Below are 20,163 nucleotides of genomic sequence, written 5' to 3'. Positions count from 1 at the left end.
GCTTACCAGTGACAGGCCGTTCTTAGCGGTTTGATATCAGTTGAAATACCTGAAATATTGAAAGTTAGCCGGTCATTGTTTGCTAATTTCAACGTCAGTGTTTCACCGTTTAATAAACGTTTAATTTCATCAATGCCGGGAATGCCACGACTCGACTCCAATACATAACCGTTTTCACGAAGAAACCAATCGGCAGTGAATTGCGTTTTGTCTGTCGTTAACATCACACTTCCCGCCTCCTGTTGGCGAGGGAGGGCAACCTGCAATCGAGTAATATTGTCGATACAACTGATCATCATGACTGGGCGAGGCGGCGCAAAACCAATCGCAGGGATAGTCATAATAACTGGGTAATTTCCTGTTTCAGGAAGGGTGACTAAAAACCCCGCGCTATTATCTTCTCGTTGCATTTCATGCTCCATTGCCTGGCGCCATGCTTTACCCATTTGACTCGGGTCAAAAGGTGTCTGTGCAGGTGAGTCGGCCATGATTTGGTCATAGCATGCAAGACGGATCAGTTGAGACGACTCAAGGCGGCACTCTGAAAGCGCCTGAGCCAGTGCTTGCGGATTTGTTTTTTCCGCTGAGGCAGTGGTGACGACGAATAAAGAGGTCATCAACCACAATGTAAGCGGTGAAATATTCATCTCATGCACCCGTATTTTTTCAATTTGTATATTAGGGACCGTTTCGATAAATTCAGACTCGTTGCCATCGTATCTAAATCACCATTAACCTGTTGTTGTCGGTCTTTTAAAATTTGCTCTTCGTAACGTTCAGTTGCCACGGTTAAGTCATCAATCTCTCTAAAATCAGAGAAATGGTGACTCGCAACAGGTGGAGCTGATGTCGTTAACATATTCACAGCTGCCTGTAGTTGCCGTTCACGATCTTGTTGTAGTGAATTAAGGTATTGCAGGTGAGAAATCTTCTGCTGAGTCAAAGATAATTCGAGGAGACTTTTCAACTGATGGTGAAATAACGCACAATAAATAGGGAAAATTCCTTGCTCATAACTCTCCGTATTGAGTGATTTCCCAAACAAAATAATAGCTCCGCAAATTTTATGACGTAAATCTGTTAATGGGAGGCTATACAGCCCTGTACCTATTGGTAATTCAGCCACAAATTGGCGAAACCTATTATCATTGATGTGAATTCCTTGATTCAGGTTCTCCCATAGGACACTTTCACCCCTTGATATCAACTGAATCAAAGGGTGGTCAGCATCGCTGATCTCGACATCCAAATGCCCTTGTTCTACTTCATTTGATTGCTTAATACTCCAACTCTGTAAGCAATTTTCAGGTCGGTTAATTAATGACACAATCAGTGCGCTAAATGGACTGCGTGTAAAGCTAAACGTTAAAAATTGGCTCGCTAACACATCCAAATTAGTGCATTCAAGTAAGGCTAAGGCATTTTTCAGTCGTGATTTCATAGTTCAGCATTCACCGTCGCAACGAACTCATCGTTCTGTGTTGATAATTGAATGTGATTAATGTCTTCATTTTTTGCGCTGTGCTGTAGTAGCAGTAGCGATAACGGTGGTAACAGTGCGCCATCGATGATGGATTCTAATATCCGCGCACCATTCTCCGCACAAGAAGCACGACGTAAGATCTCTGTAGGTACACTGTCATCGACCACAACTTCCGCACCAAAACGCTGTTCAAGTAACGAAGTCAGACGAGCTAACTTGCCACCGACAATTTGCTGAAGGATCTCTTGAGATAATGGTAAATAAGGAACCACTTCCATACGTGCCAGCAGTGCAGGTTTGAAAAATGCGGTTAATTCCGGATAAAGCGCATCTTGCAACTCATCAGGCTTATCTGCATAGGCAGTAATGATTTGGTCGCCTAGATTAGACGTTAGGAAGAAAGCGACATTTTTGCAGTCAATAATTCGCCCTTCCCCATCGGCTAATTCACCTTTATCAAAGGCTTGATAGAATAGATTCAGAACATCAGGATGGGCTTTTTCAACTTCATCCAATAAAACAACAGAATAAGGCTTTTGGCGGATCGCTTCTGTCAGTACGCCGCCTTCACCATAACCAACATAACCTGGAGGTGAACCGATCAGCCGTGAAACTGTATGTTTCTCTTGGAACTCTGACATATTGATTGTCGTTAAATATTGCGTTCCACCAAACATCAGTTGTGCTATTTGAATAACCGTTTCTGTTTTACCGACACCACTTGGCCCCGCCAATAAAAATGCACCTAACGGTCGACCTGGGCGTCGTAAGTCAGCGCGAGCAGTTAACAAATGCTTATGTAAGCACTCAATCGCTAATGATTGCCCTTTGATTGTTTGTTCTAAATAAACGGGTAACTCCGTTACCACTGATAGAGCATCTTGCGATAAACGATTTAAAGGTACCCCCGTCCATTCAGCAATAACGGCAGCAATTTGTTTTTTATCGACATGTGGCGAGACTAATAAATGCTGTTCATGTAGCTCATTCAATTGCTCATTTAATTGTTTAAGCTGCTCTTTTAATACCAAACTGTCGTTAGTTGGAAGCTCTTCACTTTGGTCGCTGTCCAGTAGCTGCGCTCTTAATGCAATAATTTGAGAAACAATCTCTTGCTGGGTTTCCCACGCGGTTTGTAGCTCCTCAACCTGAGCATTGATAGTTTCAGCCTGTTCAGCTAGTGCACTCAGACGCGAACTATGGTCATTAAGCCCCAATTGTTGTTCACGTTGTAGCACATCCGTTTCCATACCAATCTGATGAAGTTCCGTTTTCAGCAACGAGAGCTTTTTCGGCGGTGAAGATAAGTTGATAGCCGCACGAGCCCCCGCCGTATCAAGTACATCAATCGCTTTATCTGGGAGTTGGCGACCTGATAGGTAGCGCTCACTTAACTCAGCACTCGCACGCAATGCTTCATCATCAATAAAGACCTTATGCGCTTTTTCATAAATAGAGCGTAGGCCACGCATGATGATGACTGCTTCTGCCGCCGTTGGCTCTTTAACTTGAACAAGTTGGAAACGGCGCGCAAGGGCAGCATCTTTTTCGAAATACTTTTTGTATTCACTCCATGTTGTCGCCGCGATAGTACGTAATTCACCGCGAGCCAAGGCGGGTTTTAATAGGTTGGAGACATCCAATCCACCTTGTTGGTTACCCGCACCAATTAAGGTATGTGCTTCATCAATAAACAAAATGATAGGATGAGGTGATTGACTCACTTCCTGCATAATGCCTTTGAAGCGTTTTTCAAATTCACCTTTGACCGCAGCACCCGCTTGTAAAGCACCAAGGTCTAAAGTAAGTAATTCACACCCACGTAATTTTTCAGGAATTTCACCTGCAATAATACGCAATGCCAATCCTTCGATTAGGGCGCTTTTACCTACCCCCGGCTCTCCCACAACCACGGGGTTGTTTTTACGGCGACGACACAAAATATCGATCATTAAATCAATTTCATGATCACGACATAAAACAGGGTCTAATTGGTTATCACGCGCTTGCTGAGTCATATTTTGCGTGAACTTCGCCAGTAAAGAGTCCGCAGGACGACTCTCTCCAGATTGTTTTTCTGCTTCAGTCAGTGGTGCTTCAGCCGAACCCGCAGTCCAACTATCAAAATTCAGTCGCAGTTGTTCACGATTTACTTGTGATAATAAGTCAGCAACTGGTTTTGACAGATAACGTAATGGCATCTGCAAAAGGGTTAAAAACAGAGTACCAGAGCGTAATTCACTGTGGTTATATTCTGTCGAGGCTAATAACCAACTGTCTTTCATCCATTCAATCAATAACGGAGAAAAACTCGGATAGCTTTGAGTAATCGCATGATGTGGCGGAATTTGTACTTCTAACAATTCAACAAGTGCGACTAAATCCAGATCCGCTTTATGGCTAATTAAGCGAATATCCGTCAATGGTGTTTCGACCAGTTGTTGCAAAAATTGCGATACCGTAATTTCAGGCTGCTGATGGCTCACACAATAAGCCGCAGCACTTTCTAACGCATGCTTCGCGATAGGGTGAAGACGGTTAACGAGTGTCGAAAGATCAATTTGAATCATAGTGCATCCTAGCCGAGTAAAGTATTAAGCTGTTCCACGATACTGAGTGTTTGATGATTCAGTCGGGATGAATAAATGCTGTAAATAATTGCCGCTAAGATAACGGCGCCAAGAATGACGTAGCGAACACCAAAGCGCCGGCCTAAACGGTAGCGATGGTGTTTATTACCCCCTTCATCAAAAAGGATAACGGGTTTTGCTTCGCCTCTAAGTTGCTGAATCTGTTTCTGTAACCGTCTGAGTAAATGGTTAAATTCATCACTATGCCCTGTTGTCACTTTGTAGCGACCACGATAGCCAAGGCACAAACACAAATAGATAAATTCCAGCAAATCGAGATAGCGTTTAGGCTCACCGAGTAACCGCTCAATTAATACAAAAACCTTTTCACCACCCCAAGATTCATTATGGAAGTGTACTAATAACGACTGTTTAACCCAGCCGTTGTCTTGGTTCCAACCTAATCCCAATGCTGTTTCATCAATAAAGGTGCATAGAACATAGCGAAATGAAACAATAGCCCCAGGTTCATAACCTTGGGTTTGTAGTTGTTGCTCTATTGAGGTGATATCGGTCACCACCTGCTGATATAACTTTTCCGAAAGAGGGGTTTCTGACATCGCTTTCATTCTGAGAACCATCCCAAGCAATGGCGTCGCAGCATCAATCATTGGATTGATGCTATTCCCCCGCAAAGGCAACTGATAATTTTTTTGCAAGTTGCCCTGTTCGGCATAGTCATTAAGGAAAGCTGCATTAGTCATTGTCTATTCCGCCTCTTACCGCCCAAAGTTGAATATCAAGCTCAGGGAAATTGCCAGAAACGTGGAATGCCATATTGGAGTGCTGCTTAATTTCCTGCCAAACATCGCCACTTCTATCTAATTCGAAGTAGTTATAACCAGAGTGATAAGGTAATTGACGTGGTGCCGTTGATAATGGAATCAATTTCACACCTGGGATCTGCACGCTGACCACTTTACGAATATTGCTCACTGAAGAGATCTTCGATTGTTGTGGGAACAGTTGACGTAACTGTTCTTGTGGCATATTCGCTTTGACCGCAATAATAAATTCTGCTTTTTGCAGTAACTGCTTATCATGGATCGTCGCAACACGAATACCGTGCTCTTGCGTATCTAATGGAATTGGAATTGCGCGAGGTGTTAACACCACACTCAGTGCTTCCCTAATATCTTTGATGAGTGGGATATAGCTTTCAGATAAATTGAAATGTTTATATTTAGCCACAGAATCAGGTAAACGAGAGGTATTAGTGAACGTTTGTAATTCACCACACAATTCGAGCAAATCTCTAAACAGTTTTTCCGGATGAATAACCGGCTCTTGCGCATAATGCGAATACAATGGATAGGTACGATTTAATACCTGCAACATCATAAATTCTGCTACATCCGCGACACCTTGTTGCCCTGGGGAGCCAATACGTAACGCAATTTGTTTACCACGCTCATATAAAGCACCATGAATTTCATTCAGGAACTCATTTAGCATTGGTGAGATACGCACATTCAAACATGTCGGAATAAAGTCATTCTCAAGTGTTAAGCTGCCATCAGCACCACGTTCCCTAATTTTACAAATAGGCAAAGTGACATAAGCATCCATCTCTTTGGAGCCTTGCTTCAGGATCGGTCTTAATTTGGCCACATTGATCGTACTGACATCCCCACCTTCCGTATGCAGGTCGCGAACATCTTCCATACTGTCGCTATAACGTGATAACAAGCGGTTACCACTATGTTCAGTCGACACTTCATTGACCGTGCTATTCACTAAGGGAAATGCAAGGTAAACGATATTGTTATCACCATCACTAATATTTTTAATATCAATAGGTTGAGGAAGAATATCTTGATGAGGCATAGAAAAGATTGTGCCGTCAGGCATCACACCTGAAGCTTCCTTGATACCAATACGACCTAAGCTATACAATTCATCACTCAGAATTAACGAACTGAGCCCCCAAAAATGAGAAATATAGCTCTTCAGTATGCTTTCAGTAATATAGTCTTGATGACGCTGTTGCTGCTGAAAATGCTGAGGCTTAATAAATAAACCTTCACGCCAAATCACTCTATTTTTTGTCGACATATTAGTCATCTTCCTCTTGTCTAAATTCGATTTCATTTCCTCTGATATGAGCTAGGAGGAAGTAATGGCGTCCTTTTCCACGTGCCTTAACAATTTTTTTCCATTCCGCGTTATCAGGGTCTGAGTAGTAACCAATGACCCCGATATAACGATTGTCTGGATATAGCTCAATGTCAGGTAGCGGCTTGTATTGCCCAGGTAAAATGGTGTAGTCCTGATGGTCGATATAGTTTTTTTTCAGTACCTTTTCGAGATCCCCATCTTTCTCTTCAATCTGATCAAAATCGAGCGCAGCAAACAATGAATCTTCATTCATGTAGACAATCTGTAGATTCAGTGGCGTTGCTTCACCATCCTGATTTGGGTTGATGTTGGGCTCAGCCAAGATAGTCAACGATATCGTTGATGGCCTATCTTGTGGCGGCCCGATAGGAATCGAAGGGTCTAATATGACTTGACCTATTTTGGATACAGCTTCCAATGGCTTAGTACATCCACTAAGCGCCATCATTGAAAAGAGTAAAAATAGGTATCCTAGTAAGGTTTTCGCACGCATATTATGCTTCCTCAAGCCCTTTTCTTAAGGCTCTGTCATAGGCATGGGTATAGACTTCATAGAACAGCTTTTCAAAACCTTGCTGGCGAGAAGATGACAGCTCTTTATAGTAGTTGGTGTACATTTCCCATGCCCAAGCATCGTTCGTCGAAGAGTTATCTGAAGCACGGCGATAGTGCGCGAAACGATTTAAAAGGTGTTCAGGAGAGAAAGCAGCCAACATCGTTGCAAGTGCCGTCGAAATAGCTTCTTGGTTTGCTCGATAATGCAACTGAATGTTATGCAAACTTTCTGCTACCGCTGAAGGGGCTGATAAATGAACGGGACTACGTTCGTCCGTAAACATCAACTTCATTGTTTCTTCATAACTGCTGTTTAAACGCAATGGGTTATCTTCAATTGGTCTAAGTTGCTTATCTTGCAGGCTTTCTTGCTGTTGCTGTAATGCCAATAAACCTTCGATGGCGGAGCGAATAGTCTTCCCTAGCTCCACTAGAAAATCATTCGCTTGTTGTGAAGTTTGTAAATTTAAATGAATACCAAGCCCTTGCATTAAAGGGTTTACAGCCACATGCTCAATGTCTGTGATAGTGTCATCAAGTGTTGGTGTGATTTTTGGTAAATCCATAAATTCCTGAACCATGGTATTCCCTTGATTATCTGAAAATGGGGAGGTGACTGAGTGCGTTAAGTGTGCTTCATTCATTAATAATGGGTCTGAAGCTTGCTTATTTTTCTGAGAAATTAAGCTAAGACTCTCATTTTCTAAGGCTTGAAGCGGATCATACGTTAGGGACCCTTGAACGGTCGGAGCAAGCTCATACTCCTCTTGCTCATAAGATTGAGTCGGTGTGGTATTAAATAGAGAATCTAATGGATTACTATCGCTAGAAACCAGTGATTGAGGGGTGACAGCCATTAAGTCTTCTGCTGGTTGTCCAGTAAGATTCACATTAACAGACAATTTAAGCTGACCAATTTTGATCTGGTCACCATGAGCAAGCCGTACCGCATCAAGATGAAGAGGTACAATCGCATTATTGACATAAACTGATTCTGTATTGGTCTTAATGCAAAAGTGCTTATCCTTCCAAAGAATAGTGCATTGCACTGGTGCCACGGAATTTTGGTTATCTTGAATCTGCCACTGGCACTGTGCGCTACTGCCTATTTGCCCGCCATCTTGTGAAAATGTCATACTCGAAACATAACCGCTTTCGAGTAATTCACTATTAATCAGGCGAAATGAAATTGTCGGTAAATACTTATCCATGCGATTTATTCCAGTACAGTAATGGTGACATTAGGTTGTTTCTCAGGTTTACCTAAAAAGCTTTGCCACCCTAATTGATTGTGTTGTTTCTGGCCTAAACGGATCCCTTCAGCTTGTTTTTCAGCAATATTGAGCCGTAAGTCCCATGCCAACTGCTCATGGAAGATGTAAGAGACAAAAGCGACAAGAGGTAAAAAATTAGCTCCATTAGGCAGAAAGGACATATAACGCTCGAGTGATAATTCACTGATTTCGACGGTACATTTGCCATTACAATCATAGATATGCCCGCCCAAACTAAAGTTATCGCCCAATAACATACGGGGCTGCGATTTCTTCCCAGCCTGATGAGAAATCACACCTAACCGATTTTGTTGATTTTCAGGAATAGGTACTTTACGAGTTTCCCAACCGATAACTTCAACGTGTTCGAGATCGAAACAGTGGGCAATTAAACTACTGATAACATCGGGAGAACGGCTTGGACTCGCTAAAAGCCCAGCGTAGGCCAACATCTTACTGTGATTGATATGAACTCTTTCTCTGTTGACTTCATTCCCTAAGCCAACCAACGAAAACATATAGCGAGAAAATGAATCAACTCCCTCATTTTCAAAGCAAATGTAGTAACGGTATTTACGCCAAATACGATGTAAAAGCGTGACTAAACGGTGATTAAAAAGGTTCAAATAATCTGTCACGCTAGGTTGTTGTTGGGCATCTTCCCAAGCAAAATCATCCAGATAATAGCTCGGTAACGGAGACTGACTACCGTGTAACCCCAAGAAGGAGACTTCAAGCTCAAACTGCCCGTTTTGATTCTTTTTGACTGAGATGACATCTCTCGTAGGAAAAGCAATATTTGCACAGGACTTAAAACGAATTATTTCATCCGTTGTTTCCTGCGTGGTTGTGCTTTTACCTTGTAACTTATTAAGTAGTTCAACAAGTTGATAAAAACTATATTCAGTAACAGAATTGCCAGCTTCATCTAGCCAGCGCGCTATCACTTCAGTATTTGCTGATTGATTTGTGCTGGCCACCGGTAGGTTTCCTTATTATCAATATTGATTACTTCCAGCTCATGAAACATATTCACGCTGGTATACAAAGCAAAAAATTGAGCAATAACTGTACAAAACAAGTACAAGCTACCCTCACTTAAAAAAGCACTTTGACGAACCGTTAATGTCGTTTTTAATCCTCTTACTGGTAACCCACGATAAAGATGCTCAATATGCTCTGTGTTTAAGCTAATGAGAGAATCTAAGCACTGCTGAGATTGCCTTGCTGTTTGACGATTAAAAACAGACGGTAAATCATAGAGTTGAAGAATTTGCTTCAACGAGGTTAGATTCAAAAGTGATTGATAATTTAACGAAAGATTCGTTAATTCAGACCAATACAATGTTTGACCCAACAATGGGTATAATGGCGCTGTTGGCTTAAACAAGTTTGTGGCAGATAAAGCACCTTCCGGTCGATAGGCTTTATCAAGTGAAATCGAATGGGTTGAAAGCCTTGAAGCAACATTCCTATTTGTGCAATTTAATGACACAGAAACGGTTTCTTCACAGTTTTGTAGTTTTGTTTCATTGTCACGCACAAAGGAGAGCGTATGCCGATAGCCTACCGCCTCTCTCATCTGATTGATTTTTAGCCTGTAATAGCCATGATTTTTATCTTTCAGGTTATGGCTTTGGTGATGAAAGCTTTCAAATGCGGTGTAATTGACGGCATAAGGAGAGGCATTTTGTGGATACCTTAACCCTTGTACTTGGTTAATCGAAAAAATGTCATAACAAAGTGGTGTTCGGTAACTGGCGCTCAAGATGTAGTCATCATTTTTACCTGTAAGGTCAATAGCTTCACTGTCAATAGTGAACAAATTGGCAATAGGTACACAATTCAGTTTGATGCTGTCATCTCGGATCACCACCGCGTCAGGGATCTCCGTTTCAAACACAATCTCTAATGTGAAGGAATCTGTATTCAGTGCTAAAGGTAGGTCTTCAAGGCCTTTAATATCCATAAACATAAAGGCTTCAGGAAAACAGAAGTACTCTTGCAAGATACGATACCCATCGTAGCTATTTTTTGGGTACGGCAATAAAGCATCTTCTTTTTTGAAACCCACTGGCAATGCTGCAAAATTATCTAAAGGCAACCGATGATGTTCGGTGACAAGCGTCACTTGCTTAATGCGATGGCTCAACAAATAAAATAATTGATGTGTCGTATAGGTTGCGCCATTCAAATGGATACGCAACTTATCTAAGCCAATTTCTGCTAATACGCGGGGTTTATCGAGTTTGAAATCAATCTCAATGGACTTGGTTCGTTGGCGTACATGTGAAATTTTTGCAGGTAATAACCAAAGGTCTCTGCATTGGCTAAATCGGCATTGGTGCAGGCTATCTGCATTTGGGGTTTCGCCTTGAACATACAAAGGCTTAGCTACAAAAGGTTGGCCCGCGGCTATTTTGCTTGCATAGCTGAGTGTCTGAGCATCTGTTTGATACTCAACAATAGTCATGCTGGGAAAAGGACGAGCATAAGCAGGCCACAGCATATTGACTAGGCTGCTCGTTAATTCAGAGAATTGCCTATCAAGCTGTTCACGAAGATTTCCTGAAAGATAGGCTAACCCATCCATCAAGCGTGCACCATCAGGATCCTGAATCTTATTGGATAATAAATCAACAAGATGAGGCTTTTCTATCGCTATATGACTGGCAAGCTCTTTTAAGTACTCTTGTTCATTCGCAAAATACGGGTTTGAAGACATATTAGAATTGTTTCAACTGATATCGCCGGTTGTTATCGAGCTGCATATTAAATTCAATGAGCTGCCGCTGGCTGTCGAGATCGATAAAAGCGGTGATGCTGAACTGGAGCAACAAGGCATCTGCATCATTTTCGATAAATGTCACTCGAACATTACTGATCCGAGGTTCGAAGTCTTGAATGCAGGTTGTAATAGAATGTTCTAGGCTCCGCCTAAAATCTGTTGCTGCTTGTGTTGCATCATTTAAATCAGGTACTCCTAGGCTAGCCGAACTTTGACAAGCATCTGGTCGACTGTTTAGGATTTGATTTAAATTGTTCTTAATTGATCTCACTAAGGCATCCATTCGAGCATGATGGGAAGAGCCGGAGCTCTTCCCTTGGATGCGTTCAAATAAGCTGGCAGTCTCTGAAGAATCCCAGTTATAGTTAGCAGCCATTGCCTTACTCTTTGTCTAGGCGACCAACAAGTGACAATTCAAAGTTAGCACCCATGTATTTGAAATGAGGGCGGACTTGAATCGCAACTTGATACCAACCTGGATCCCCTTCAACATCGAGAACTTGGATCTGTGCTGAACGTAATGGACGTTTGCTACGTACATCAGCCGGTGGGTTTTCCTGATCAGCAATGTATTGCTTCAACCAAATGTTCAGTTCACGTTCCAAATCTTGACGTTCTTTCCATGAACCGATTTGTTCACGCTGTAACACTTTAATGTAGTGTGCTAAGCGGTTGATAATGAACATGTAAGGAAGCTGAGTTCCCAATTTATAATTGGTTTCGGCAATTTTACCTTCATGAGTATTTGGGAAAGTTTTAGGTTTCTGAACTGAGTTCGCAGAGAAAAACGCGGCATTGTCGCTGCCTTTACGCATCGTCAATGTAATAAAGCCTTCTTCTGCCAATTCAAATTCACGGCGATCAGTAACTAAAACCTCAGTTGGAATTTTAGCTTGTAATTCGCCCATTGCTTCAAACACGTGTACAGGAAGATCGCTAACTGTACCACCACTTTGTGGGCCAATAATATTTGGGCACCAACGGTACTTAGCAAAACTGTCATTGATACAGCTTGCTAATAAAAATGCCGTATTTCCCCAAAGGTAATGGTCATGATCCTGCTTAACATTTTCAGTATAGTTAAACAACTTAACCGGGTTTTCTGTTGGTGAATATGGCAGACGCAGCAAGAAGCGAGGTGCTGTTAAACCAAGATAACGGGAATCTTCTGCTTCACGCAATGAACGCCACTTAGTATGTGCAGGACCTTCAAAGACAGACTTGATATCTTTGATCGCAGGTAATTCTGCATAGCTGTTAATACCAAAGAAATTAGGTGAAACGGAAGAAAGGAATGGTGCATGCGCCATAGCGCCTACAGCACTCACATACTGCATTAATTTCAAATCAGGCGTGGTGTTATTGAAAGCATAGTTACCGACTACAGCAGCTACTGGCTCACCACCAAACTGGCCATAACCGGATGAGTAAACATGCTGATAGAAGCCTGATTGTACGATTTCAGGAGAGAATTCAAAATCTTCCAATAACTCTTCTTTCGTTGCATGAAGAATATTAATTTTGATGTTTTCTCTAAAATCGGTGCGGTCAACTAACAGTTTCAGTGAACGCCATGAAGACTCAAGCTCTTGGAACTTTGGTGCATGAAGAATTTGGTCAACTTGTGTACTCAGCTTGTTATCTAACTCAACAAGCATTTTATCAATCAATAGCTTATTGATTTGCTCTTCTTCATTTTGGCTAGCAAAAAGATTGCTAATAAATGCAGCAACACCTTGTTTGGCAATACCATAAGCTTCTGACTCAGGAGACATACGAGATTGAGCCATAATCTCATCTAACAATGAAACATTGGATGAGGAAACTTGTTGTTCCTGCGTTTCGCTATTTAATGACATGAAATAATCCTCTATAAACATTATTTTTGGCTAGCAATATCAAGTTCTTTCAGCAACTGTTCGCGAGTCTCTTCATTATCTAGAAGCTCTTGCAGACGTTTTCTAAAAGCAGGAATATTGCCAAGAGGACCTTTCAAAGCGACTAATGCCTCTCTAAGTTCAAGTAATTTTTTCAATTCTGGAACTTGGCGAGCAACATTGTCGGGAGAAAAATCTTGAAGGGATTTAATATCTAAATTCACATTAAGATCAGAATCACTTTTCTCATCAAGTGTATTTTCCACATTGATATTTAAGCTTATTCCAGCACTTTCCATGACTGAATTAAAGTTATTCTGGTTAATGGAAATAGCTTTACGCTCTTCAATCGGAGTTTCCTCCGTTCGACCAATCATGTCTCCCACGATTAGCATATTAAGCGGCAATTCTATTTCAGATTTAGCTCCACCATCATTAGGTGTATATTTGATATTAATCCTTTCTTTTGGTGCAACACTACCGAGATCTTTTTTACTCATTATAAGTTAAGCTCCCTTATTAGCTTAAAATCTTAAACCTGCTTACATGATTAAAAATTGCTCAAAATTATAATGAATAATAAATTCAGAGCATAGAAGTCCTAACGAGTACAGAATACCCATTAAGAGAGTTAACTTGTCCCGGTGGTCAAAAATATAGGTGTATAATTATTTATACTGATTATTTTGGCTTTTATCGGGATATAATATATAAATTTTGTTTATGGTCAATAGCAAAACTCACCTTAAGGAAAATGTTTTTTGCAATCATATGTTACAGAGCAGCAAAAAAAGCATAAAAGTCAATTAATTAACTAACTCTCCTTAACGTTAAAAAAAGATAAAACAGGCGTAATTTAATAAAAAATTAATTTTTTTTAGAACATTGGTTAATGACTATATAATAGTAAAACATTATAACTTTTTACGAGTTAACAAGGAAAAAATCATTATTTAACAAGCAATTAATGTGGAGGTACGTATTTAATAATAAAACAATAAAAGTAGCGATATCCAGCATTAACTTATTCTCAACATTCAAATATGCTGAGTAAATATAATTTTCTCATAAAAACAAAATAATAATCTAGATTAAACTTATTTTAAACAAAACGATAAAAAAATTAAAAATAAGAAAAATCCAATTAAGAACCATATTATTAATAATAAATAAGACTAATCTCAGAAATAAACAGCGATAAATAGTTAACCCTGTTTATAGTTGGTCTGATTAATTTCTACAATATAAAACAAAATTTTTTATAAGGTTAACAAAATATTTAACCAAAATAATAAAAAAAATAATTAACCGCAGTTAGAGTATAATCTCAACAGCTAAATTTTATAACGTGATAAGTGATTAGGCTTAGTCAAGAGTGAAGTGTTTATAAGTATAAATGGTGTTGATTAGATAATTTTCTTGTCGTTCTTATTAACAGCCTATTAAAACCTAGAATAAATAATTTATATATATAATTATTCCATAAATTAGTCACTATTACCTATAAACAATAGTTTTTTAATTTGCCCTTTGAGAAGGTAACGCTGACCTATATTTTAGGTGCAGTACGATTTTATATTCAAAAAAACGAGCACCATAAAGTGCTCGATTGATATTTAGTTTAATTAATGGAGTAGTACTACACCTCTATCTCAACTTGCCAGTCACGTCCTTCCCAGCCCTTAGCATCAAACCTACGCGTAAATTGTAGTGTTTTTCCTGCCAATGCGCTGACATCTAACGCAACACCATATAACCCTAAACCGAGAGGTTGGCTACTCTGCTCCTTGATATCCTGCCAATTGTCATAACCATAATGCAAAACAAATGGCTCTTGTGCTTCAATCCATAACTGGCGATTGGCGGGTATCGCACCACAAGATAAATTATCACGCCAATGACGTGCGCGTGGTGCTGGAGGCTTATTGCCATAACGCTCACTCACCGATTTTAGTTGCTCAATAGGCACACCCGTCTTTTGCACATAGATTAGCTTGATAAGCTCCGCATGAGCCCAAATCAGTGGCATCGCACTACCGCTTGGCCTACCCGTTAATAGCCCCCTCTCAGGTATACTCTCCTTATCCCAAATTTGCTCCGGCAACATACCACCTGTACTTGCTGAAGCCAAAATGGCATTTAAATAAGGCTTAATATCCTCTTTACGGGCGGCGGCATAGTGCCCTCGCTCCCCACTGAGTAACGGCCAAAGACGACCTACACCACTACCATCAAAAGCACGCCCATCCTCATGCTCGCCATATCCATCCTCGTTATAACGATAATAATATGGCCCCGCGGGTAAATTGACACACAGTTGCTCATCAACAAGTTTAGTCGTCTCTTCAATCCGCTTATCTGATGCCTTACGTAAACCTAAGCGAACAAGATAGAGATATTCCATCCCCAATAACGCACGCGTATTGATGGTTTCATTGTTCCGGTTGCGCAACATCACCTCACCAAAACGTGCAGAATGGCAATTTGGATTCAAGCGGATGTAATGCCCAGAGATACCAAGCTCTTTATCTAACTCCGTGTTAGCCACATACACCCATGATTCTAACCGCTCATTCCAATCATCCGCTAAGTCAAGCGCATACTGCTTATCTCCATCCTCAAGGAAGCCCGCTTTGGCGCCAGCCACCAATGCTGCTATCGAAACCGACAGCGTAAATGGGTTGATCCCTGAATTCTCCTCCCAGCGGTCTTGTGGGCTGGCTGGGCCATATTGCGCAATAAAGGCTAACGCTTTGCGCGCCATGCGGATTGCCGCACCTTGCATTTCCCCCAGTAAGCCCTGTTCATGCAATTTCGCTGCAAATAAAACAGGCAATGCCACTTCATCTAATTGGATCCCCTGCCAATAAGGCCGACCATCGGTGAAATTGTTTTGCATCCAATGACCATCTGGCTGTTGAATAGCAATCAAGTAAGCCAGTAAAGCTCGAACCTCAGTGATCAAACCACACGCCAACATGGCAAAACCGACTTCAACGGAGTCACGAGGCCAAACAAGGTGATATCCTCCCGGATCCTTATGAGTATCTCCCCATGGCGTACTTAAACTCGCCACCAGCGAGCCGGGGAATGTTCTACCCTCATGGGTTTTCAAGACCACAACCGAAGTGCGAACAGCATCCGATAACGTTTTAGGCAGCTTATCTAACCCAGGGAAATTCACCGTTTCATTCCATGCCGCCCACAAATAAGCATACTGGCGCCTTGCTTCTTGGTAGCCCTCTGCTAGGGCGCTATTAGCTAAGGTTGCAGCACCTTGCGCACTGGCAGAAAATGCTAACGCCAATACGCCTGAGTTATGATTTAACTCGCCTATCATCGCGATATTACCTGGCCCAGCCTGCTGGTATTCCCAACTCATACCACCGTTTTGACTAAAATCCTGCCAACCATCTGAGCTACCAACATACCCCACACTGCCTCTTGCAAAGCCATTTTCAGCAGACAAGATCAGATATTGCCCGTTCTTCTGAGCCGCTAGCCCTTGAGACGTCACCGAACCATAATTATTGTCACCATCGCCGCCGAGATGTGGTGCTAATAGCGGATATAATCGCAGCCCTTCACCTTCAAGATGATAATGGATCAGCAAGACATCGCGCGCAGGATCAGTGATAATCTCTAATTCAAGGCGATAACGCTCATGTTGATGCACGATTTTTGGCAGTGGTAAGGAGGATGACGGCGTAGTGATACTGTATTGGTGGACACGCTTTACCTCTGACCAAAAGTCATCCCCAGCAATAATAAAACCTAAATCACGAATTTGTGGTGTACTGCAAGAAGGCCAATACACCTCATTTAAGATGCCATAACCTACGGTAAACCATACTCGTCCTTGACCGATTGCCGTTCCCACCATGTCTTTTGCACTACTTGTCCACGTCGCAGTGCTTCCCGGGGCGCCCGGGGCTTGCTGTGCTATCATTCGCGACCCTCCTGTTCAAACAGTGAACGCCATTGATGACCGGGGCGCATGATCCGAGATTGCGTATCTGGCCCTTCCGTTCCCGCCTTATACAGGTCAGGCATTCCCTTCTGCCACGCTTTTAGCGCAGGGTCGATGACCCGCCATGCCCATTCGACTTCATCAAAGCGGAGGAAATGCGCACGCTCACCATGCAGTGCATCAATTAAAAGTTGCTCGTAAGCCGAAACTTCATACTGCCCCGGTAAGGTATAAGGCGCGCTGAGCACGATGCCATGCGTATTTAAATTCATCCCTGGCAACTTCGCCGTCATATGCATATCCATCCCCATCGTTGGGGATAATCTAAAGACGAGCCAATTATTATCGACCTGAATATCCCCCGGTAATGCACCGGCCGGAGCTTTAAATTGCACGGCGATTTCAGCGTAATTATTGGCTAACCGTTTACCACTTCGTAAATAGAAAGGCACACCTTTCCAGCGCCAGTTATCTATCTCTATTCGCAATGCGGCAAACGTTTCTGTGTTGGTATCGACAGGGATACCTGGCTCGTTGCAGTAATCCGTCGCAGTTTCGCCATTCACTTGCCCTGCACAATACTGCCCACGAACGGCCCAGTCATTGGCATCCATATCATCTGTTGGTCGAATGGATTTCAACACTTCCACTTTATGATCACGTAGAATCTCACCATCCCAGCGCCCTAATGGCTCAATTGCCGTTAATGTCAGCAATTGCATAAGATGGTTTTGCAGCATGTCACGCATCGCACCAGAGTGGTCGTAATAGACAGCTCGGTTTTCTACACCTAATGTTTCTGCATAAGTAATTTGCACCTGCTCAATATGCTCAGCATTCCAAACAGGGGCGAGGACGCGGTTAGCAAAACGGAAAATCATCAAGTTTTGTGTTGCCTCTTTTCCTAAGAAATGATCAATACGGTAAACTTGTGATTCATCCCAATAAGCATGTACTTGCCCGCGCAATACCTCTGCCGATTCAAGATCAGTACCAAACGGTTTTTCAATTAAAATACGTCGCCAATTATCACCACTTTCTTTAGATAGCCCCGCTTCGCCTATCGCCTGCGCCGCTTGCCCAAATAAAGTCGGTGGTAAGGCTAAATAAAAGAGTGCAGATGGCGTTAGTTTACTTTCCAACGCCTTCAAATCATTCGCTTCTAATGAGCCACTGACGAAATCCAAATGTTCGCTAAACGCTTTCCATTCTGTTTCATTAAAATCAGTAATAAACTCCGCCAATGCATCATGGATATGTTGCAAAAACGAGTCATGATCCCATTTATCAATCGAATACCCGATAATGTTCAAATCAGGGATCAGTCCTAATCGATGTAAACGAAATAGAGAAGGCATCAATAGACGTTTAGTTAAATCGCCGCTTGCCCCCAAGATCACCAAAGAGAAACGACTCATTTCGCCCCTCCTTGATCCTCAGTTTTTTCTTTATGGCCACCAAAAGCATGGCGCATGGCAGACTGAACTCGGTCTGCAAACAGGTCATTGCCACGAGAGGTGAAACGTGAGTAAAGTGCACTCGTTAATACTGGTGCCGGCACGCCGAGGTCGATCGCCGCCGTCGAGGTCCAGCGGCCTTCCCCAGAATCTGAAACACGACCTGCATAATTTTCCAGATCAGGGGATTGATGCATCTCTTGTGCGATCAGATCGAGTAACCACGATCCCACCACGCTCCCACGACGCCATAATTCACTGATCTCACCAACAGGCAATTGATATTGATAATACTCTGGATGTTCAAGTGGTGCGGTTTCTGCATCTGCTGCCACTGGGTGCAACCCTTGATCCGCATGTTTTAGAATATTCAGCCCTTCCGCATAAGCCGCCATTAAGCCGTATTCGATGCCATTATGGACCATCTTCACAAAATGGCCTGCTCCACTTGGTCCACAGTGCAGATATCCTTGCTCTGCTGGTGAAGGTTCACCATGGTTACCTTCCGTACGTGGCGCTGCATCGACTCCGGGTGCTAATGCACGAAAAACAGGTTCTAAATATTGGTAATGCTCTTTTGGACCGCCAATCATCTGACAATAACCACGCTCTTCACCCCATACGCCACCGCTGACCCCTACATCCATATAGTTAATTCCATCGGCTTTCAGTGCATTGGCGCGGCGAATATCTTCTGTAAAATGGGAGTTACCGCCATCGATCAGCGTGTCACCCTTCTCCAATAAGGGTTTGAGCTGGGCAATCACGGTATCTACGACCGCTGCGGGCAACATTAACCAAATATGCCGTGGTGCTTTCATGTTCTTCACTAATTCTTCCAATGAATGGTTGAAGATAACACTGTCAGGTAGCTGCTGGCGGATAGCCGAATTTTGGTCATAAACAACGCACGAGATGCCTGCTTGTTGGATGCGACGAACCATTGCTGCACCCATTCTGCCTAGCCCTATAAAACCGAGTTGAAGTTGATTGTTAGATGATTGATTCATAAGTTATTTCCCCAAATTCTGATTCCACCAAGAAAAGCTTTGTCATTATCTCCACGCCGTACATGTTCCGGTAACGTCGTAAACTGATGCACATTCCCGCCACCGATAACAATGTAGTCCGGCATAAATGCTTGATAAAAGAGGTCTACTACCGTCAGTACACTCTGCCGCCACACGGCATCACCTTCGGATTCACGATAATGTTCACTGACATAGTATTCATAGTCGTGTTCAAGGTATGGCAGGTGCGCGACTTCCATTGGCTGTAGCTGCTGATTAACAATCAATGCGCTTCCCAATCCAGTTCCAAGCCCTAAAAACAACATACTGCCACCTTCATAGCTACCGACGGCTTGCATTGCGGCATCATTAATTAGGCGAATAGGGCAAGGGAACGCATCGGCTAAATCAAAGTTGACCCAACCACTGGCTAAATTAACGGGTTCCTTAAGGATGCGATTTCCAGAGATAGGAGATGGAAAGCCAATACTGACGCCATCGAACAGAGAGGTATCAACGCATTGATTCACATCATGAATAAATTGTTCTGGTGTCATGGTGTGCCCAGAAACGAATTCAATGGCAGGGGTGTTGGGGGCGGTATATAGCTTGACATGAGTACCACCAACATCAATGACTAAAATTCGCTTTGTTGTGGGAACATCCGAAATTGTAATAACACAAGATGTTTTACTCGTTAAAGACATAGAAAGTTTTCTCCGCTTTGCCAACGTTGGCAATGGGTGTTGTATTACAGGAAACCCCCGAGCTTAAGTCGATAAATGATAACGCGACCTAAGCGAACAACTTTCTTCCTTCTGGTGTTGAAATAACTGCAACGAAATAGGTATTAGTCAATAATCGATAACAAGGTTGAATTTTATTTTTTGTTGATAAAAAAAGTATACCTATAAATAGTTTTAATAAAAGTAAAAACGCTTTTAATTAAATAAAACTTAATTGGTATTTAATTTTTATTGTCATTAAATGATGAGTTTGCG

16 protein-coding genes are annotated in these 20,163 nt (G+C 42.2%); all 16 read right to left on the bottom strand.

The window, feature by feature from the left end:
- Nucleotides 1-2: 2 nt before the first annotated feature.
- The 16 genes from vasI to PSE69_RS15175 all read right to left on the bottom strand — a co-directional run bounded on the left by vasI (nt 3) and on the right by PSE69_RS15175 (nt 19,869).
- The gene (gene vasI / locus PSE69_RS15250) at nt 3-647 is read right to left on the bottom strand and encodes a type VI secretion system-associated protein VasI (protein WP_004926319.1); all 645 of its coding nucleotides are present in this window, start codon (nt 645-647) and stop codon (nt 3-5) included.
- Nucleotides 644-1,441 (bottom strand): hypothetical protein, encoded by a 798-nt coding sequence (locus tag PSE69_RS15245; RefSeq protein WP_004926317.1) that lies wholly within the window; start codon nt 1,439-1,441, stop codon nt 644-646. The genes vasI and PSE69_RS15245 overlap by 4 nt, the downstream gene beginning before the upstream one ends.
- Nucleotides 1,438-4,053 carry a type VI secretion system ATPase TssH gene (gene tssH, locus PSE69_RS15240; RefSeq protein ID WP_154610353.1) on the bottom strand — a complete coding sequence of 872 codons (2,616 nt, stop codon included), beginning with the start codon at nt 4,051-4,053 and terminating at the stop codon, nt 1,438-1,440. The genes PSE69_RS15245 and tssH overlap by 4 nt, the downstream gene beginning before the upstream one ends.
- 8 nt (nt 4,054-4,061) lie before the next feature.
- Nucleotides 4,062-4,817, bottom strand: coding sequence for a type IVB secretion system protein IcmH/DotU (gene icmH, locus PSE69_RS15235; protein WP_004926314.1), 756 nt, complete (start codon nt 4,815-4,817; stop codon nt 4,062-4,064).
- Entirely contained in the window at nt 4,810-6,168 is a 1,359-nt protein-coding gene (tssK, locus tag PSE69_RS15230) for a type VI secretion system baseplate subunit TssK (RefSeq protein ID WP_036942310.1), read from the bottom strand. Before tssK ends, icmH begins: the two co-directional genes overlap by 8 nt.
- 1 nt (nt 6,169) lies before the next feature.
- Complete coding sequence (gene tssJ / locus PSE69_RS15225) at nt 6,170-6,724, bottom strand: type VI secretion system lipoprotein TssJ (RefSeq protein ID WP_004926310.1); 555 nt, start codon at nt 6,722-6,724, stop codon at nt 6,170-6,172.
- 1 nt (nt 6,725) lies between these two features.
- Entirely contained in the window at nt 6,726-7,997 is a 1,272-nt protein-coding gene (tagH, locus tag PSE69_RS15220) for a type VI secretion system-associated FHA domain protein TagH (protein WP_004926309.1), read from the bottom strand.
- 5 nt (nt 7,998-8,002) lie between these two features.
- A complete protein-coding gene (tssG, locus tag PSE69_RS15215) occupies nt 8,003-9,040 on the bottom strand; it encodes a type VI secretion system baseplate subunit TssG (protein ID WP_040132661.1) in 1,038 nt (345 codons plus the stop codon).
- Complete coding sequence (gene tssF / locus PSE69_RS15210) at nt 9,004-10,785, bottom strand: type VI secretion system baseplate subunit TssF (protein WP_004926305.1); 1,782 nt, start codon at nt 10,783-10,785, stop codon at nt 9,004-9,006. The genes tssG and tssF overlap by 37 nt, the downstream gene beginning before the upstream one ends.
- Nucleotide 10,786: 1 nt before the next feature.
- Complete coding sequence (gene tssE, locus PSE69_RS15205) at nt 10,787-11,224, bottom strand: type VI secretion system baseplate subunit TssE (protein WP_004926302.1); 438 nt, start codon at nt 11,222-11,224, stop codon at nt 10,787-10,789.
- A gap of 4 nt (nt 11,225-11,228) precedes the next feature.
- A complete protein-coding gene (gene tssC / locus PSE69_RS15200; RefSeq protein ID WP_014657067.1) occupies nt 11,229-12,707 on the bottom strand; it encodes a type VI secretion system contractile sheath large subunit in 1,479 nt (492 codons plus the stop codon).
- A 20-nt stretch (nt 12,708-12,727) separates the two neighbouring features.
- Complete coding sequence (gene tssB, locus PSE69_RS15195) at nt 12,728-13,225, bottom strand: type VI secretion system contractile sheath small subunit (RefSeq protein ID WP_004926301.1); 498 nt, start codon at nt 13,223-13,225, stop codon at nt 12,728-12,730.
- 1,139 nt (nt 13,226-14,364) lie between these two features.
- Nucleotides 14,365-16,674, bottom strand: coding sequence for a glycoside hydrolase family 15 protein (locus PSE69_RS15190; RefSeq protein ID WP_104873076.1), 2,310 nt, complete (start codon nt 16,672-16,674; stop codon nt 14,365-14,367).
- Nucleotides 16,671-18,113 (bottom strand): glucose-6-phosphate dehydrogenase, encoded by a 1,443-nt coding sequence (gene zwf, locus PSE69_RS15185; protein ID WP_004926295.1) that lies wholly within the window; start codon nt 18,111-18,113, stop codon nt 16,671-16,673. Before zwf ends, PSE69_RS15190 begins: the two co-directional genes overlap by 4 nt.
- Nucleotides 18,110-19,162, bottom strand: coding sequence for a phosphogluconate dehydrogenase (NAD(+)-dependent, decarboxylating) (gnd, locus tag PSE69_RS15180; RefSeq protein WP_004926293.1), 1,053 nt, complete (start codon nt 19,160-19,162; stop codon nt 18,110-18,112). Before gnd ends, zwf begins: the two co-directional genes overlap by 4 nt.
- Entirely contained in the window at nt 19,159-19,869 is a 711-nt protein-coding gene (locus PSE69_RS15175; protein WP_004926291.1) for an ROK family protein, read from the bottom strand. The genes gnd and PSE69_RS15175 overlap by 4 nt, the downstream gene beginning before the upstream one ends.
- Nucleotides 19,870-20,163 lie beyond the last annotated feature (294 nt).

The sequence above is a fragment of the Providencia sp. PROV122 genome (genome assembly GCF_028482365.1).
Classification (GTDB): Bacteria; Pseudomonadota; Gammaproteobacteria; order Enterobacterales; family Enterobacteriaceae; genus Providencia; species Providencia stuartii.
Note: the sequence above shows the minus strand (reverse complement) of the source record. Positions and strands in the feature narration are given on the sequence as shown.

What these genes read in the sequence shown, in the direction of transcription:
- vasI (WP_004926319.1), bottom strand. Translation starts at nt 647, where the DNA reads ATGAATATTTCACCGCTTACATTGTGGTTGATGACCTCTTTATTCGTC.
- PSE69_RS15245 (WP_004926317.1), bottom strand. Translation starts at nt 1,441, where the DNA reads ATGAAATCACGACTGAAAAATGCCTTAGCCTTACTTGAATGCACTAAT.
- tssH (WP_154610353.1), bottom strand. Translation starts at nt 4,053, where the DNA reads ATGATTCAAATTGATCTTTCGACACTCGTTAACCGTCTTCACCCTATC.
- icmH (WP_004926314.1), bottom strand. Translation starts at nt 4,817, where the DNA reads ATGACTAATGCAGCTTTCCTTAATGACTATGCCGAACAGGGCAACTTG.
- tssK (WP_036942310.1), bottom strand. Translation starts at nt 6,168, where the DNA reads ATGTCGACAAAAAATAGAGTGATTTGGCGTGAAGGTTTATTTATTAAG.
- tssJ (WP_004926310.1), bottom strand. Translation starts at nt 6,724, where the DNA reads ATGCGTGCGAAAACCTTACTAGGATACCTATTTTTACTCTTTTCAATG.
- tagH (WP_004926309.1), bottom strand. Translation starts at nt 7,997, where the DNA reads ATGGATAAGTATTTACCGACAATTTCATTTCGCCTGATTAATAGTGAA.
- tssF (WP_004926305.1), bottom strand. Translation starts at nt 10,785, where the DNA reads ATGTCTTCAAACCCGTATTTTGCGAATGAACAAGAGTACTTAAAAGAG.
- tssE (WP_004926302.1), bottom strand. Translation starts at nt 11,224, where the DNA reads ATGGCTGCTAACTATAACTGGGATTCTTCAGAGACTGCCAGCTTATTT.
- tssC (WP_014657067.1), bottom strand. Translation starts at nt 12,707, where the DNA reads ATGTCATTAAATAGCGAAACGCAGGAACAACAAGTTTCCTCATCCAAT.
- tssB (WP_004926301.1), bottom strand. Translation starts at nt 13,225, where the DNA reads ATGAGTAAAAAAGATCTCGGTAGTGTTGCACCAAAAGAAAGGATTAAT.
- PSE69_RS15190 (WP_104873076.1), bottom strand. Translation starts at nt 16,674, where the DNA reads ATGATAGCACAGCAAGCCCCGGGCGCCCCGGGAAGCACTGCGACGTGG.
- zwf (WP_004926295.1), bottom strand. Translation starts at nt 18,113, where the DNA reads ATGAGTCGTTTCTCTTTGGTGATCTTGGGGGCAAGCGGCGATTTAACT.
- gnd (WP_004926293.1), bottom strand. Translation starts at nt 19,162, where the DNA reads ATGAATCAATCATCTAACAATCAACTTCAACTCGGTTTTATAGGGCTA.
- PSE69_RS15175 (WP_004926291.1), bottom strand. Translation starts at nt 19,869, where the DNA reads ATGTCTTTAACGAGTAAAACATCTTGTGTTATTACAATTTCGGATGTT.